General features: G+C 54.8%; 12 protein-coding genes. 11 read left to right on the plus strand and 1 reads right to left on the minus strand.

Annotated elements, in window-relative coordinates; all coding sequences use genetic code 11:
* Window positions 1–163: 163 nt before the first annotated feature.
* Window positions 164–868: an ATP-binding cassette domain-containing protein gene (locus tag HW115_RS04625; RefSeq protein WP_178931385.1), complete on the minus strand. Its 705-nt coding sequence runs from the start codon at window positions 866–868 to the stop codon at window positions 164–166.
* 258 nt (window positions 869–1,126) lie between these two features.
* On the opposite strand from HW115_RS04625, the gene HW115_RS04630 reads away from it, so the two are divergent.
* The 11 genes from HW115_RS04630 to hemN all read left to right on the plus strand — a co-directional run bounded on the left by HW115_RS04630 (window position 1,127) and on the right by hemN (window position 17,514).
* Entirely contained in the window at window positions 1,127–2,362 is a 1,236-nt protein-coding gene (locus HW115_RS04630; protein ID WP_178931386.1) for a nucleoside recognition domain-containing protein, read from the plus strand.
* A gap of 141 nt (window positions 2,363–2,503) precedes the next feature.
* Window positions 2,504–7,246 (plus strand): 2-oxoacid:acceptor oxidoreductase family protein, encoded by a 4,743-nt coding sequence (locus HW115_RS04635; protein ID WP_178931387.1) that lies wholly within the window; start codon window positions 2,504–2,506, stop codon window positions 7,244–7,246.
* 148 nt (window positions 7,247–7,394) lie between these two features.
* Window positions 7,395–8,378, plus strand: a complete 984-nt coding sequence (locus HW115_RS04640; protein ID WP_178931388.1) for a peptidylprolyl isomerase — start codon at window positions 7,395–7,397, stop codon at window positions 8,376–8,378.
* Window positions 8,379–8,426: 48 nt separating this feature from the next.
* Window positions 8,427–9,206, plus strand: coding sequence for an SDR family oxidoreductase (locus tag HW115_RS04645; protein WP_178931389.1), 780 nt, complete (start codon window positions 8,427–8,429; stop codon window positions 9,204–9,206).
* 83 nt (window positions 9,207–9,289) lie between these two features.
* Window positions 9,290–10,399, plus strand: coding sequence for a radical SAM family heme chaperone HemW (gene hemW / locus HW115_RS04650; RefSeq protein ID WP_178931390.1), 1,110 nt, complete (start codon window positions 9,290–9,292; stop codon window positions 10,397–10,399).
* Window positions 10,400–10,544: 145 nt separating this feature from the next.
* A complete protein-coding gene (locus HW115_RS04655) occupies window positions 10,545–11,246 on the plus strand; it encodes a tetratricopeptide repeat protein (RefSeq protein WP_178931391.1) in 702 nt (233 codons plus the stop codon).
* Between the two features lie 102 nt (window positions 11,247–11,348).
* Window positions 11,349–11,894 (plus strand): hypothetical protein, encoded by a 546-nt coding sequence (locus HW115_RS04660; protein ID WP_178931392.1) that lies wholly within the window; start codon window positions 11,349–11,351, stop codon window positions 11,892–11,894.
* A gap of 7 nt (window positions 11,895–11,901) precedes the next feature.
* Window positions 11,902–13,095: a cytochrome c biogenesis ResB family protein gene (locus HW115_RS04665; RefSeq protein WP_178931393.1), complete on the plus strand. Its 1,194-nt coding sequence runs from the start codon at window positions 11,902–11,904 to the stop codon at window positions 13,093–13,095.
* Window positions 13,096–13,097: 2 nt separating this feature from the next.
* Complete coding sequence (locus HW115_RS04670; RefSeq protein ID WP_178931394.1) at window positions 13,098–15,014, plus strand: cytochrome c biogenesis protein; 1,917 nt, start codon at window positions 13,098–13,100, stop codon at window positions 15,012–15,014.
* A gap of 33 nt (window positions 15,015–15,047) precedes the next feature.
* Window positions 15,048–16,070 (plus strand): uroporphyrinogen decarboxylase, encoded by a 1,023-nt coding sequence (gene hemE, locus HW115_RS04675; protein ID WP_178931395.1) that lies wholly within the window; start codon window positions 15,048–15,050, stop codon window positions 16,068–16,070.
* An 88-nt stretch (window positions 16,071–16,158) separates the two neighbouring features.
* Window positions 16,159–17,514 (plus strand): oxygen-independent coproporphyrinogen III oxidase, encoded by a 1,356-nt coding sequence (gene hemN / locus HW115_RS04680; protein WP_178931396.1) that lies wholly within the window; start codon window positions 16,159–16,161, stop codon window positions 17,512–17,514.

Below are 17,514 nucleotides of genomic sequence, written 5' to 3' on the forward strand. Positions count from 1 at the left end.
ATTGGGCAACACTGCCGGAAGCAGAATCAACCACAACAATGCCACCACCCAGACTTTTCTCTGGATAATAGTTGCTAATGATAACCGATAGAGACGCATAAAATTAGTAATTCTGTTATTCGTAATTTGTGATTGATTCGTCCGCAAACATTTCCACGACCATTCAGCTTAGCTGTTTTTTCAACTCCCCCCACTGCTTTGGCGCCTCATCCCCCATCAGGTGAACAATTCTTCCTTCGGTAATCAGCACCGAACTCTTCATCACCATACTGTCAAAATCCGGGTGCGCACTAACCAATCGCAATACGCCATCGCGACGGTCCGCCCATAGTTCCTGAAAAATCTCACGGGCAAAAGCATCGAGCCCGGTGAAAGGTTCATCCAACAAGAGAATTTCAGCCTGACCGGGGACAACTGAGAACTCGGCCACAAGCAATGCCACCTTACGCTTGTTTCCTGTGGATAGTTTTCCGTATGGCTTTTTTACGTCCAGTTCAAGACGATCAGCGAGATCAAGCGCCTCCTGGTATGATGCTTTGGGAAGCAAACTACGAAGGACAAGCTTCGGCGGCAGCTCGCGGTCAAAAACGAGATCCTCACCCAACAATTGACATCGGCCATCGCAGGAAAACTTCCCTCCAAGAGGACGCAGCACCTTGGCAAGAGTCCTCAAGAGCGTGGTTTTTCCCCGACCGTTCCTAGCCAATAAGTAATGCGTCCCGGCCCGAAGGGTGATCCCCTTGTCAACTTCTGCCAAAACTTCCTTGTACCCGATCTTTAACCCGAGTGGCATTTCAATGACAGGTTGCTTGCTGGTTTGCGTGCTCTCTACATCCATAGGTGACGAGCAAAGACTGTGCATTTTCATGTTTTTTTCAACCCTCTTTTTCAGCAAGCAGGCACACGGCGCACTCATTTCCAAAACCGCTAGACACTTTTCCTCATCCCAACCTCCTAAGGCTAAACAATTTTCATATTTCTCACTTCAAACTCACGCGATCCACCCGAACAAGCACCCCTTTCCACCCTTTTTTATAAAGGTATTTTTTTTGCATGCGTTCCTCATGCATTTCAAGATAGAGTCCCCCTCAGATCGCCCCCAACGGTTCCCACCACATCCCGCACCATGGTTCTCAACTTTATTTTCGCCGCTTTTTTTCTTACCGGTTTCCTATTCGCCCTCTGCCAATGGGCGCTGTATGGCAATCAGGAGATTTTTCCGGCGATGCTGGAGTCGACCTTTACCACCTCAAAATTAGCCTTTGAGATCTCCCTCTTTCTGACCGGCGGCATGTGCTTATGGCTGGGCATCATGAAAATCGGAGAGCGAGGCGGCGCAGTCAACATCCTCGCCAGACTTGTGCGCCCCCTGTTCCGCAGACTCTTCCCCGAGATTCCAGCAGACCACCCAGCCCACGCCAGCATGCTGATGAACATCAGCGCCAACATGCTGGGGCTCGACAACGCCGCCACGCCGCTCGGGCTGAAAGCCATGCAAGAGCTTCAAACACTTAACCCTGAAAAAGACCGGGCCACCAATAGCCAGATCATGTTTCTCGTCCTGAACACCTCAGGACTTACCCTGATCCCGATCTCCGTCATGATCTACCGCTCCCAGCTTGGGGCAAGCAACCCGGCAGACGTCTTTCTCCCGATTCTGCTCGCGACAGCTTTCTCTACACTTGTCGGCTTGATCGCTGTCTCCTTCTGCCAGAAAATCAAACTTTACGACCCCGTGATCATGGCCTGGCTCCTTGGTATCGGAGGCGCTCTGTTTACAGCACTCTGGGGACTTCAGCAACTCCCCCAGGACCAAATCGCCGCGCTGTCACGCTCCTGGTCCGCCTTCATCATTTTCGCCCTGATCAGCAGCTTTATCGGACTCGCCCTCTTCCGGAAGGTCAACGTCTACGACGCCTTCATCGATGGGGCCAAAGACGGGTTCTCCGTCGCAACCCGCATCATCCCCTATCTGGTCGCCATCCTCGTTGCCATCGCCGTTTTCCGAACCGCCGGCGTTATGGACATCCTGCTCAACGGTCTCAAAACGGGGGTCGCCGCAACCGGACTCCCCACCGACTGGGTGGAGGCCATGCCCACGGGGCTAATGAAGCCACTCAGTGGAGCGGGAGCCAGAGGCATGATGATCGACGCCATGGAAACCCACGGAGCCGATTCCTTTGTCGGCCGCCTCGTCAGCACCATGCAGGGCAGCACCGACACCACATTCTTCGTCCTTGCGGTCTATTTTGGCTCCGTCGGCATCAAGCGAACCCGGCACGCTGTTGGCTGTGGTCTTCTCGCCGATGCCGCCGGCATCACCGCCGCCATTTTCATCGCCTACTTGTTCTTCGGAGCCTAAAGACAAAGATTCCAGTATTCGCACACTGATCCCCTTTGACATTGCATCCGATTCGCATAAGCTTCCTTTAGCCCCCGTCGATTTCTTCGACCCCACGATTTTTCATACGTTTCCGCATTTTTTCCGTATTTTTCCCTAATCATGTCCGATCATTCTCAAGAGCCTGCCGCTTCCATCAACTCAGAAGATAACGAGCCCCAACACACAGCCCACAAATACCCGGGCATCCCGATCACCTGCAACGGCAACCAACTGGTGGCCACTCATGTTGAGGCTCGCATCACAGACGGCGGTATTTTCTACCCCATCACGCCATCAACCGAAGGGGGCGAACTTTACCAGCAATCCTGGGCTCAGGGGGACCTCAACGTTTTTGGACAACAAAAAATTGCGGTCGAAACCGAGGGGGAACACTCCGCTCAAGGCGGAGCCACTGCCTTTGCCATCACCGGCCGTCGCACAGTCAACTTCACCTCCGGCCAGGGGATCCTCTACGCCATGGAGCAATACCACCACGCTCCGGGCAAACTCTCGACCATGGTGCTCGAAATTGGAGCCCGGGCCCTGACCAAACACGCCCTGAACGTGCACTGCGGCCACGACGACATTTATTCCGCCCTCGACACAGGCTGGACGATGCTCTGCGCCAAGGACGCCCAACAAGCCGCTGACCAAGCGCTTATCCTGCGTAAAGTCAACGAGCTCAGCCTGAACCCTGGGATGAACATCCAGGACGGTATGCTCACCACCCACGCCGAGCGTGTCTTCCGCAAACCGGAAGCCGAACTCCTACGCGAATTCCTCGGAGCCCCAGACGACATCATCGATTGCCCGACTGATGCCCAGAAGGAACTCTTCGGAGCAACCCGCCGCCGGGTGCCCAAAATGATGGACCTCTGTAGCCCGGTTCTGGTCGGACCGGTGCAGAACCAGGAGCATCACATGAACGGCGTCGTTGGCCGTCGCAACCATTTCAACGAACCGATCCTCGGAATGCTGGAAGATGCCTACCAGGAGTTCGCCGAACTCACCGGTCGCGAATACGGGCTTCTCACCGAGTATAAAACCGACGATGCCGACACCGTCTTTATCAGCATCGGCTGTGCTGCGGAAAACATCGAAGCCGCCTGTGACTACATCCGTGACACTCGTGGCGAGAAAGTGGGATCCATCCATTTCAACGTCTTGCGCCCCTTCCCCGAAGCCGTGCTCATTGAAGCCATTCGGGGTAAAAAAACACTGATCATTCTGGAACGCACCGACGAAGGGCTCTCCGGTGACAACCCACTGTCCCGAGACATCCGTGCAGCCATCGGAAAATCCCGCGACGCCCGCCAATGGGCCGGCAACATCCCCGCACTTGCCCCTGAGGAGACCCCGCGACTCTTCCGCGGTGTCTATGGGATCGGATCCCGGGATTTCCGACCGGAACACGTGCTCGGAGCCTACGAATTCTCACAAAATAAAATCGCCCGTAAAGACGGAAGCAAAGCATCCGACGGCAAAACGTTCTTCACGCTCGGCGTTGACCATGTCTATTCGGTCATTTCCGACGACACGCCGTCACTCCTACCGGAAAAATCCATCGCAGTGCGTTTCCACTCGATCGGAGGCTGGGGCATGATCACCACCGGCAAAAACCTCGGCAATATCCTGGGAGAGTTCGGCAGTATGCTCGCGGAACGCAACCCGGAATACGACGCCGAAACCGGACAACTGTTGCCCAAGCTCCACATCGCAGCCAACCCCAAATACGGATCCGAGAAAAAAGGAGCCCCGACCAACTATTTCCTGGTGGTCGCACCGGAGCGGGTCCGCGTGAACTGCGAACTCAACCACGTCGACGTCGTGCTGTGCTGCGATCCAAAAGCCTTCACCCACTCCAACCCTCTAGCTGGAATCAACCCCGGCGGTTGTCTGGTCTGGGAGTCCCATCAGGATCCGAAAAGCGCCTGGGAATCCATCCCGCAGCAGCACCGGCAATTCATCCGCGATAACAACATCCGCATCTTCATCCTCCCCGGCTTCGATATCGCCAAAAAGGCAACACACCGCGAAGATCTGCAAATGCGCATGCAAGGGAACTCCTTCCTCGGGGCGTTCTTTAAAGTTTCCCCCTTCCTCTCAGACAACGATATTTCGGAAGAAGCCTTCCTCGAAATCGTCCGCAAGCAATACGTCAAAAAATTCGGCCGTTTCGGCGATGCCGTCGTTGAAAGCAACATGACGGTGATGCGCGAAGGAGCCGCCCGGGTCCAGGAAATCCCATACGGTGAGCTTGACGCGCCGGACACCTCCTCGCTGCGCCTGCCACCACTTGCCCCGACCCACGCCCCCGAACCGGTACTACCCACGATTTCCTGCACCGGCATGGAATGCTATATCCCCCAGCCGGAAGACCAGCGCCCTCGCTCCCCGATTCAGATGCAATCGAAATTCGACGGCGAATTCCGCGCCGGCCTTGGCTACCACCAGCCGGCCAGTGCCCTCGCCAGTGTTGGCGTGATGGCAGCGGCCACAGCAGCCACCACCAGCAAGTACGTGGCCCGCCGGATGACCCCGAAATTCATCCCGGAAAACTGCACTCAGTGCATGGACTGCATCACCGCCTGCCCGGATACCGCACTTCCCAACACAGCCCAGGAAATTGGCACAGTCTTACGCACAGCGGCCAAGGCCTACGTCACCGACCCGGATCAGAGCAAGGCTCTGATGCATCATCTTCCAGAGGTCGAGGCCAAGGCCCGCAAGCGCATGGCAGACGCCATCGCTGCCAAGGAAAGCACTCCCTTCAAGGATATCATCAAAGACGAAGTCATCGCACTCAACGGCTCGGTTTCCGAAAAAGCCAAAGATGAATTTTTCGCCATTCTCGATGTTGTTCCCATCGCCTACACCAAAGTCGCCGCCATTTTCCGGGGCAAAGAGAAAAAGACCGGAGACGGTGGACTCTTCTCCATCTTCGTCGCCGACCTCTGCAAAGGCTGTGGCGAATGCGTCGAACAGTGCGGTCACGGAGCATTGGAAATGATCGAGGACACCCCCGAGCTCAACCAAAAACTTGCCTCCGCCCAGCTGTTCTCACGGATGCTACCGGACACCCCGCAGAAATACCTCGGACTTTACAACGACGACACCCCGGAAGACTCACGCCCGGCCGCCCTGCGCAACCACCTGATGGTACGCCGGAACTACGAAGCCCTGGTCTCCGGAGACGGTGCCTGCGCTGGTTGTGGTGAAAAATCCATCCTGCGTGCGATCGCCTCGGTCACCGAGGCCTACATGCGCCCGATCTACCACAAAAAAGCGGACCGACTGATTCAGAAAGCCGACCAGATTGAAGCCACCGGGGCCGAGCTCCTGGAGCAACTCAAATCTCGGTCAGAAGAAGAATACCTTTTATTCAAACGCGCCGTTGCCCACGTCATCATGGGTCTCGGTGGTGAAAACGACGCCGATACCGACCTGCGCCTGAAACAGAATGGCATCATCACCGATGAGGACATCATTTCAGCTCTGGTTTCCATCATGCGAGTGGACGCTTACAATCACAACTCCCTCCAAAGTGTCGATGGCCGACTCGCCAACGGTATGTCCGTCATGCTCATGGGGGCCAACACCGGCTGCAACACCGTTTACGGATCCACACCACCATCCAACCCGCACCCCTATCCCTGGATGAACTCCTTGTTCCAGGATGGAGCCACCATTTCCTGGCTCATGGGAGAATCCCTGATCCTGCGCCATAGCCGCCGTTCCGTCGCACCGGAACGACTTGCAAGCAAACTGGTGCAACTTGCCGACAATCCCGACGCCACCGTCATGAACGAGCAAGGTTATTTCGACGTCACCCACCTGAGTGACTTGCAAATGACAGATTTGGAACTGCGCGAACTGCCGAAAGTCTGGTGCGTAGGGGGAGATGGTGCGCTCGGCGACATCGGATTCCAGAACCTCTCAAAAGCCGTGCTTCAAGGGCGACCAAACATCAAGTTCCTGATGCTCGACACCCAGGTCTACTCCAACACCGGTGGCCAAAACTCCGATTCATCCTTCATGCCCGGAGGCTACGACATGAACCAATTTGGTGAAGGCACCCAAGGGAAAATGACCGAACGCAAATCAGTCGCTGACACCTTGACCGCCGGCCACGGCTCCCCGTACGTCGCTCAAATCTCCATCGCCAATGCAGCCAAACTCTACCAAAGCCTGTTCGAAGGTCTGGAATACCGAGGGGCCGCATTCTACCAGTGCTTCACCACCTGCCAACCCGAACACGGGGTCGGAGACGACGCCTCCGCCATCCAGGCCAAGCTTTCACGGGACTCACGCGCCATGCCCGAGTTCATCTTCAACTCCTCACTTGGAGAGACCGCGCAAGAATGTTTCGACATCAAAGGCAACCCGAATAACACCCGCGACTGGCAACAGGTTCGCTCAAAACTCGAGAAAGGCCTCACCTATGCATTCACGACGGCTCACTGGGCGATGACCGAGGCCCGCTTCCGTCAACACCGGAAGGCAATTTCGGAAGAAGAAGCCGCCAAGCTCATTCCTCTGGAAAACATCCTGCCTCTGATCACTCAGCTGGACGTCACCCACCGACACTTCGCCAACCCAGAATCTCCTGCCTACGTGCCCGATTTCGAAGTCATGATCCGCACCGAGTTTAACGGCAAGGTTCAGCACTTCTCCATCAGCCGCCAACTCGTCCTCTTCTGTGTCGAGCGCCGAAAATCCTGGCGAATGATCCAATCGCGTGCCGGCATCGACAACCCCGACTACCAAAACCAGCGTGCGATTCTAGCAAAACTCGAGGCCGGCGAACTCTCCCGTGAAGAGATCCTCCTCAAAGGGGCTGAAATCCTGACATCCGATTCATAGCCCTACACAAAACACCCACCCTCCAGCGCTGGAATATTGTATCCTCCATCCCTTGGAGCTGTCACAAAACAGCCTTCAAGGGAGGCAAAACTCCTTGACTCAGCAGCTCTCCCTGTCACAAAGATATATCGTCAACATCAGCATATTCATGTCTCTCCTCAAGTACACCCTCGGTCTTTCCCTCGTCGCCCTGACAACCATCAGCCAGGCCCGTGAAGTCACCGGTATTGCCGCCAAAGTCAACGGACGCGTGATCACCAAAAACGAGATCAATTACCACCTCACCCCGTACCGCCAACAACTGGATGCCCAAATGCCACGTAAAGGCCCCCAGTATGAAAAATTCATGGCAGAGGCCACCAAAGACATTCTCGACAGCCTGATCGAGCGGGAGCTGATTCTCTCAGAGTTCCACCACAAAATCAAAGGGCGCATTCCGGCCCACGCCATTGACGGTGAAATCAAGCGCCAGATCCGAGAACTCTATAACAATAACCACAGTGAGTATGTCAAAGCCCTCAAGGCCTCCGGCATGACCCCACAACAGCACCGCCGCGAGACCGAGAAAAAACTCATCGTTCAGGCGATGCGCGCCCAGCAGTTTGCCAATGCCGTGCCACCGCTTCCCAGCGAGATCCAAGCCGAATATAACGAGCACAAAATGAAAATGCGCGACATCACCGGCGATGCTCTGGAAGGACACAAGATCTATATCCCGAAAGCGGACCCCAATAACCCTCTCGCCACCCCGGAGACTCAATTGGCTCTGGCAGAGGATATTGTCACCAAATTAAAAAAGGGAGACGACTTCGAAGAACTGGCCCGCAAGCACTCTGCGGATTCATACGCAGATGCCGGTGGCAAAGTGGAAAAAACTCCTCGGACGGACCTTTCTCCCGCATTTGCAGCCATTCTCATGGAAACGGACATCGGCAAGATCCTCGGACCTCTCGAAGATGCTCGAGGGTTCACCATTGTCCGAGTCGATAAAAAATACTACGGCCCGGCCCCCGCACTGAGCAAAGTCAAAAAGAACATTGAAGCCCGCGTCCGAACCAAAAAGAACAAAGCCAAACAAGACCGCTGGATCAAGCGCCTCAAAGGCAATGCCATGATCGATATCAAAATCTAATCTCCCCCCCTAGTCGCTCAGACTTCACTTTTTAACACACAACACACCATGTCTTATCTCGAATCCCTCTTTTCTCTCGAAGGTCAAGTCGCCGTGATCATCGGTGGCACCGGTCACCTCTGCGGCAGCATGGGCGTTGCCTTGGCCCGCGCAGGAGCCGAAGTCGTACTCGTTGGCCGCAACCCGGAAAGTGCCATCGACAAACTGGCCGCCATTGACGAATTTGGCGGAAAATCCTGGTTTTTCCAGGCCGACGTCACCAAGCGGGATGAGCTTCAGAAACTGCTCGACCAAGTGGTGGCACGCTCAGGCAAGGTCGACATCCTAGTCAATGGTGCCGGAGCCGGCTCCAGCACGCCCTTCCTCAAAATCACCGACGAAGAATACAAACAACTCGTCGATATTAACTTCTCCAGCGTATTCATGGCCTGCCAAATTTTTGGCGAATACTTCATCCACAGTCTGGAACGCAACAGCATCATCAACGTCGGATCGATGGCCGGCATGCTACCGGTTTCGGGACTCTACGGATACTCCGCAGCCAAGGCCGCCGTGCACAACCTGACGAAAAACTTGGCCCGCGAATGGGCCGAACACGATATTCGCATCAACACTCTGGTTCCCGGTTTCTTCCCCGCTGGACAAGCCACCAAACAGGGTGACGAATCCCGGGCTCTGGAAATCCTCCGCCATACGCCCATGTCACGCTTTGGCAATGCCGAGGAACTCACCGGAGCCACGCTGCTGCTGGCATCCAACATCATGGGATCGTTCATCACCGGCACCGAAATCGTCGTCGATGGCGGATTCTCCTCCATGACCATCTAAACGACATCCGGGTTCGGAGATCCATTCGCACCACTGAGCGCAAATCGGAATGCGCGTTTCCCTTTTCCTGTTTCCTCCGGTCATTGATCCTGTACGTCCACATCCCCTTTTGCCATCGCATCTGCCCGTATTGTTCGTTTTATAAACATACTCCGGGCAATACTGACCTGCGTGCCTTTATCGCCGCCATTACAGACGAGGCCCAGTGGCAGCGACAGTCGCTGGAACAACACAAGGCAACGCTCGGGACCATCACCTCCTTGTATCTCGGTGGCGGAACACCCTCCATGCTCTCACCCAGACACCTGGATCTGCTGTTTGGCGGGCTCAACGAGGCCTTCGACCTCAGCCAAACCCACATCACTCTGGAAGCCAACCCGGCCACCTTCAACCACAGCAAGGCCAAACGCTTCAAGGAACTCGGAGTCACACGAACATCACTCGGAATTCAATCGTTTTCCCCCCATGTCCTACAAACCCTCGGACGCGAACACAGCCCGCAACAAGCTCGGGAATCCGTACACATTCTCCGCGATGCCGGCATGGAGGAAATCAATATCGACCTGATGTTCTCGGTCCCCGGCCAAAGCGAAGAAGATTGGCAGCACTCACTCGACACCGCCATCGGCCTCGAGCCGGATCACATTTCAGCCTACAACCTCACTTACGAAGAAGACACTGAGTTCATTCAACGACTCACCCACGGCGAGTTCCGCGATGACGAGGCCACCAATGCCGAATATTACTCTCTGGCCGACCGCTCACTCAGCGACGCCGGATTCCTTCACTACGAAACCTCCAACTACGCACAGCCCGGTAAAGAATCCCAACACAACCGCTCGTATTGGCTCGGCCACGACTATCTGGGCCTCGGGCCATCCGCAGTCTCAACCATTCAAGGGCGCCGATGGCAAAACCTGCCCGACACCGCCCGCTACATCCAGAACATCACCAGCGTCGGCCACGCCATGGCAGACAGCGAAACCATCGACGAGGAAGCCTACCGGATCGAACGCATCGCCTTGCTGCTTCGCACCCGGGAGGGCGTCCCGGTGAAATATTTACAGCACTCACCAGCCGGATCCGTTCAGGAACTACTGGATAACCGGCTGGCGGAAATCGACAACCACCATCTGCGGCTGATCCACGAAGGGCCGATGCTCGTCGACCCCATCGCAGCCAAACTGATATAGTGACTAAACCCGCTCCCAAGTCTGGCGCCGTGGCAAACTCATGCTATATTCCCCGCGCCAGCGACGTATAGACGTTTCGACGCTGACACTTCACCCGTTTCTTCCCATTGACAATCAACCACAAACCCGCTTTTAAGCTCCACGCATGAGGCTCGCACTCTACTCGATCATCTTTCTTGGCTCTGTTATTCTCGGCTTGGACCTCATGCAGGAGGTAAAACAAATGCCCGAACCGGAAGAACCCACACCGCATAAGGCCACCAACTCCTCTCCTTCGGACCAAAACCCGGCAGCATCACCATCGGAGATGCCCGATGGCCACCCCGACTTTAAAGAAGCACTCGGTATCTACACCAAGGCGATCGAGGAAGCTCCTGACAAAGCCGACGGATACGCTGACCGGGCCAATGCCTACATCGCCAACCACCAGCCAGCGCTCGCGATCGTCGACTTCGATCAAGCCATCAAGCTTGACCCCAAGAACACGGACTACCTGCTTCAGCGCGGCTACCTCCTCTTCAATCTCAATCAAAAAGAGAAAGCACTGGCTGACTTTGACAAAGCCATCGGTATCGATTCCGCATTAACCAAGGCCTATGTCTACCGGGCCATGGCCAATTTTCTCAGTCAGTCATACCAACCGGCGCTGGATGACTGTTTGAAAATCCTGGAGCAGGATCCCAGCTTCACCGATCTGCACCTCACCATCGCCAAATGCTACGATGGCCTGAAGCAAAAAGACAAGGCTCTGGAACATCTGGAACTCTACATCAACTCAAGCAAAGACGCACAAGGGATCAAAGAGGCCCAAGAGCTCAAACAATCGCTTCAAGCCCCAAGCCCTTGATTCCCATTCCTTTTGTCTCACCAGTAGCCTCCCAAGTAGCCTTGCCCTTCAGCCTTGCCCTTCCAGACGCTTCAACCGTCACTCACCTGCCTGACGCATCCCATGAAAGTATCCATTCTCGTATCCACCCTCGCCCTTTGCGCCCTTAGCTCGTGCCAGAAAAAAGGTGAAGTAAACCATTACCAGGTTGAAAAAACCAAAGCCGCCCCTCACGCCGCAGTGGAAGTCACTCAAACCGCCCAAGCACCCTATACTTGGACACTGCCCGCCGGATGGTCTGCGAAACCTGCCAGCGGCATGCGACTCGCCACCATCGTCATTCCGGCCAATGGCTCCACGCTTGAAGCATCCGTCACCGAGTTTGGTGGAGACCTCGCTGGCAATATCAACCGCTGGCGTGGACAACTCGGCATGACTCCACTGCCGGAAGCCGAAGTGATCTCCAGCCTCGAAAAAGTCCAAACCGGGCTCGGTGATGGCTACATTGCCCAATTGGTAAACAAAGACAGCCCGGAAAAGGCGATGCTTGCTGCAATCATTCCGCGTCCATCCGGCACCTCGGTTTTTGTCAAACTATCTTCCGATGCCGAAACATTGAACCGCATCGCCCCGGCCTTTACCCAGTTCACCCAATCGATCAGCCAATAACCCGATCATGAACCCTATCGCCAAAACCTTGCGCCCGCTCGCATCGGCCGCCATTTTTTACTACACCACACTCTGGCTGGTCTCGCTGGTCGTGGTGGGCACGATTGCACAAAAATACTTCGGCCTGCAAGCCAGCCTGGAAAAATACTTTTCCGCCTGGTTCATCCAGCCCATGGAGATGCCGATCTGGCTTCCCAGTGGACGATTCACCATGGCGCTCATCCTTGTCAACCTGACAGCCAAGATGCTGTTTTCCACCAAATGGAAATGGAAAATGGCAGGGATCAATATCACCCACCTCGGTGTGATGATTCTCATGATCGGCGGTGTGATGACAGCCTACACGACGATCGAAGGCAACCTCGCCATCCAAGAGGGGAAATCATCATCGGTCTTCAAAGACTTCCACCAACTGGAACTTGCCGTCACCGACCACTCGGATCCGGAATTCGACCACGTTACCACCTTCAGTGAAGGCTTCTTCACCGAAGGCAATACCTTCTCCGACAGCAAGGTGCCCTTCACCTTCAAAGTACAAAAGCACCACAAAAACTGCGAACCCGTTGAACGCACACAGGGTAAACAAAGCCCCCGCCTTAAACAACACGCCACCCGCTACCAGTTCGAAGCCCTGCCACCAGATAAACAAGACCAAAACGCAGGAGGTATCGAAGTCGAAATCACCGGCGTCCCAGCCGAAGCCGAAGGGATCTACCTCTTCTATTTCGACCCTCGTCGTGGAGGCATCGCAACCACCATCCAAGGCAACGATGGCAAGGACTACTCGATCCAACTGCGCCCCCGACAGTATGAACTCCCGTTCAGCGTTCACCTCAAGGACTTTGAAAAACTTGACCATGCCGGAACCATGATGGCCCGAGCCTACAGTTCAAAGGTCACCGTCACCGATGGAGATTCCAAAGATGACATCAAGATTTACATGAACCACCCGCTTCGGCGCCATGGCTACACGCTCTATCAAGCGTCATTCATCCAACCTAACCAAAGCGGCATCGAAACCAGTGTCTTCCAAGTGGTCTACAACAAAGGACGATACATGCCCTACATCGCTATTGCCGTCATCACCCTCGGCCTGCTCGTCCACCTTTGCATCCAGATACCAAAGCTACTCAGTGCCTCCGCCCAGAAACCAACGATCGGGCCAAAAGAACCGACAAAGCCGACCGAACATTCCATCTAACCATGACCTCCATGTTTCGACTTTCCATTCTCATCTCTCTTTTTCTATCCGGGGTTCTTCTCGGGCAGGAAAAACCTACTCCCCGCAGCTTGTCTCCGGATGCAGGAAAAACCCTGTCCAGTATTCCGGTTCAAAATGCCGGACGACCAAAACCACTCGACTCTTTTGCCCGCTTCACCCTGCTGGCATGCTATCACAAATCGAAAATGGAAGACATGAGTGCCGCCAACTGGATGGCCCAACTCCTGCTCGACCCTGACACAGCCTACGATGTCAAATGCTTCCGTCTGAAAAATGAAGACCTGATCGAAGACCTCGGGCTCACCCCGAGCCCCGACCACAAACACGTCTACAGCTTTAACGACCTGCGCACCATCATCGATTCCCAGCGGGAGCGAATCATGGATATCAGTGCCCGCCCAAAAGAAAGCCGCTCGCTCATCGAGTCCCAACTTCTCAAACTCAACGAAGCCGTCCGCCACTACTTTTCCGTCAGCCGCTCGTTTACCTGTCTGACTCCGGAACTCACCATCCACAACGAGCAACTGGCCAAAGAACTTAATCTTCCTAAAGACAAGCAATTCAGTTTTTTCGAGCTTTACCAACGTTGGGACCAACTCCGTGAGATCGTCAACAAGATCAACAAGGACTTCGACCGCAGTGATGTGTATCACAATGCGGTATTCTCACTCGCCGCATCTCTCCGGGACATGCAGCAACATGAAGGAACCTTGGCATCACTCAGCATTGTGCCGCCAAAGGATGACCAAATCCATGACGAATGGAAAACACCATGGCAGGTTCTCGCCACTGATAGCCAAGCCAAAGATCACGAAATCGCCTACCTCAAAGACCTGCAGGAAACCGTCAACTCTCTGATCTCGGGTAAAGACCAAGACAACAAAGCCCTCGCCGAAAAAATTCGTTCCTATTCATCTGATAAAATCCAATCCCTGACCAAAGCCGAACTGGTCTACAACCGGATGGACGCTTTTACGCGCAGCCTGGCCTTCTACCTGCTTGGATTTCTCTTCCTCTGCGCCAGTTGGATGTTCGCAGGCAAGCCTCTGCGCTGGACGAGCTGGGGCCTCGTCTTACTTGGACTTCTTATTCACACTGCTGGCATTCTGCTGCGCATGTATATCCGTGGACGCCCCGCCCCCGTCACCAATATCTACGAATCCGTCATCTTTGTGGGATTCACCTGTGTCCTCATCGGCCTGATCCTTGAATGGATCCGCCGCGACGGTCTCGGATTGATCATCGCCATTTTCCCCGGGGCCATTCTCCACTTCGTCGGTTTCAGATACGCCTCCGATGGTGACACCATGGGACGTCTGGTCGCCGTGCTCGATTCCAACTTCTGGCTCTCCACCCACGTGGTGACGATCACCTTAGGTTACGGTTTTGCTGCCGCGGCTGGACTACTGGCCAACATTTACCTCTACATCCGACTCATCAAACCGGATGATAAAAAATTCTACCAGGGAATATCCAAAGCCTTCATTGGCATCACTCTGTTTGCCCTTCTGCTCTGCATCGTAGGCACGATCCTCGGTGGCATCTGGGGTGACCAGTCGTGGGGCCGTTTCTGGGGCTGGGACCCGAAAGAAAATGGAGCTCTGTTGATCTGCCTGTGGCTCTTGATCATCCTGCACGGAAAATGGGGGAAACAACTTAAGGAACTCGGCATTGCCACCATGCTCTCCCTGACCAACATCACCGTGCTTCTTGCCTGGTTCGGGGTGAACCTGCTCAGTGTCGGTCTGCACAACTACGGCTTCACGGAAGGTGCGGCTCGTAACCTGACGATTGCCTGCGGAGCCATCGTGGTGTTGACCTTCATCCCGTCAGCCGCCATTTTCATCCGCGACCAGTCAAGGGCACCCAAACAAGTTCCCCCCACTCCTCAGCCCTGATCCCTCATCCCCAATCTCTCTTTTCTTCATTCCATGACATCCAAAGAACGCTTTCTCGCCTCTGTCCGCCGTCAAGCCACCGATCGCACCCCGGTCTGGGTCATGCGCCAGGCCGGACGCTACCTGCCTGAATACCGCGAGCTTAAGAAAAAATACTCGTTCATCGAATTGGCCCAAACTCCTGAGCTTGCAACACAAGTCACCCTGCAACCACTCAAACGCTTCCCACTGGACGCCGCGATCATTTTTTCCGATATCCTCATTATCCCCGAAGCCCTCGGCCAGCCGTATCACTTCAAAGACGGCGGAGGTATCGCCATGGACTACCTGCTCGACTCCGCCGAAAAAATCAACGCACTCGACGCCTCCGATATCGAAACCAAACTCGCCTATCTCCCCGCCGCACTCAGAATGACCCGACAAGAAATCGGCGACGAAAAGGCATTGTTAGGATTCGGAGGATCTCCCTGGACTCTCGCAGCCTACATGACCGAAGGTGGCTCACTCAAAGATTGTGCAGCGCTAAAATCCCTCTTTTACTCGGATCGTCCTCTCTTTGACCAGCTCATGGAGAAGGTCACCACTGCGGTCATCGACCTGTTTAAAATGCAAATCGATGCTGGGATCGATGCCGTGCAGATTTTCGATTCGGCCGGAGCCTTCTGCCCTGCCCCCCACTACGAAGCCATGTCGCTGCAATGGATCAAACGCATCACCTCAGCGCTCCCCGATGACTTCCCCGTCATTATCTTCGCCAAGGGAATGGCCCACCGCAAAGAGGATCTCGTTCAAACCGGGGCCAGTGTCCTGAGCATTGACTGGACCATCGACCTACCAAGCTACTACGACACACTACCCGAAACCGTAGCCGTTCAAGGTAATCTGGATCCCCTGATTCTCACGGCCTCTGCCGACGTCGTTCGCAAAGAAACATCCCGCCTACTGCAATCCATGAAAGGACGCCACGGCCATATCCTCAACCTGGGACACGGCATTCTCCCCAGCGCCAAGCCGGAGAACATGCAAGTGCTCTGCGATACGATTGCGAATTTCTAAAAGATACAAGACAACAAGATAGAAGAGTCAAGATCCCCAACATCCTGTTCATCCTGTCTGCTCCGCAGGCTCCATATCACACTGATTTATGCTCATTCCCGACCTCGACCTCATCAGGAAGTATAACCAACCAGGCCCCAGGTATACCTCTTACCCGACGGCCCCCCACTTCTCGCATGATACGGATAAAACCGAGCTGGCCAATCAAACAGAATCCGAGGACAGCGACCTGTCGCTCTACTTCCACATCCCATTTTGCCGCTCACTCTGCTGGTTCTGCGGGTGCACCAAGATCATCACCACCAAACAGGAACAGGCGGATCATTACCTCGACCTGATGGAGCGGGAAATCGATCTCTTTATCCCAAGGATCAAAGCCGGACGCAAAGTTCGACAGTTGCACTTCGGAGGAGGCACTCCGAATTACTTGAGCCCATCCCAAATCGATCGCTTTGCTTCCTTTCTTCACGAGCGCTTTGACTTCCACCCGGATGCCGAACTGGGGACCGAACTCGACCCTCGCACCCTGACGGCGGAACACATCGATGCCTTTCGCCGCCTTGGTATCAACCGGGCGTCCATGGGAGTGCAAGATACCAAAACCGAAGTCCAGCAAGCCGTTCACCGGATTCAAACCGATGAGCATAACCGCAACGCCCTGCAGTGGCTGCGCGAGGCAGGCATCAGCTCCTGCAACCTCGATCTCATCTACGGACTGCCCAAACAAACCCCGGAGTCATTCGAACAAACGCTCTACAACATCCTGGAATACAATCCGGACCGACTCGCCGTCTTTTCCTACGCCCACGTTCCGTGGATCATGCCAGCCCAGAAAATCCTCGAAGCAAAAGACCTGCCGGACCCCGAAGCCAAACTCAGGATGCTCGAAAAAATCATTACCATCCTCACCGACAACGGCTACCACTACGTTGGCATGGATCACTTCGCCAAGCAGGATGACGAGCTGGCCGTTGCCCAGAAAAACAAAACCCTGCAACGCAACTTCCAAGGGTACTCGACACATGGCGGAGTCGAAATCTGTGCCTTTGGCATGTCCTCCATTTCCCAGACATCCCGCTCATACCGCCAAAATTTCAAAGATCTCACAGATTATGGCCAAGCCCTTGGTGAGGGCCAATACCCGATCGACCGGGGGATCATTCTCACCGATGAGGACGTCCTGCGCCGAGATCTGATCATGTCGATCATGTGCCAGTTGGAGCTCAACTACGAAGCCAAATCCAAACAACACGGCATCGATATCCGTTCCCACTTTGCCGACTCCATCGAGTCACTCAAACCGATGGAAGACGACGGCCTGGTTGAACTCAATGATGACGCCTTGCTGGTCACCAACCAAGGACGCCTGTTCATACGTAACATCGCCATGGCCTTCGATGCCTATCTCGACTCGGGCAAGGCGAAGTTTTCAAAAACTGTCTGA

The organism is Oceaniferula marina (assembly GCF_013391475.1).
Taxonomy (GTDB): domain Bacteria; phylum Verrucomicrobiota; class Verrucomicrobiia; order Verrucomicrobiales; family Akkermansiaceae; genus Oceaniferula; species Oceaniferula marina.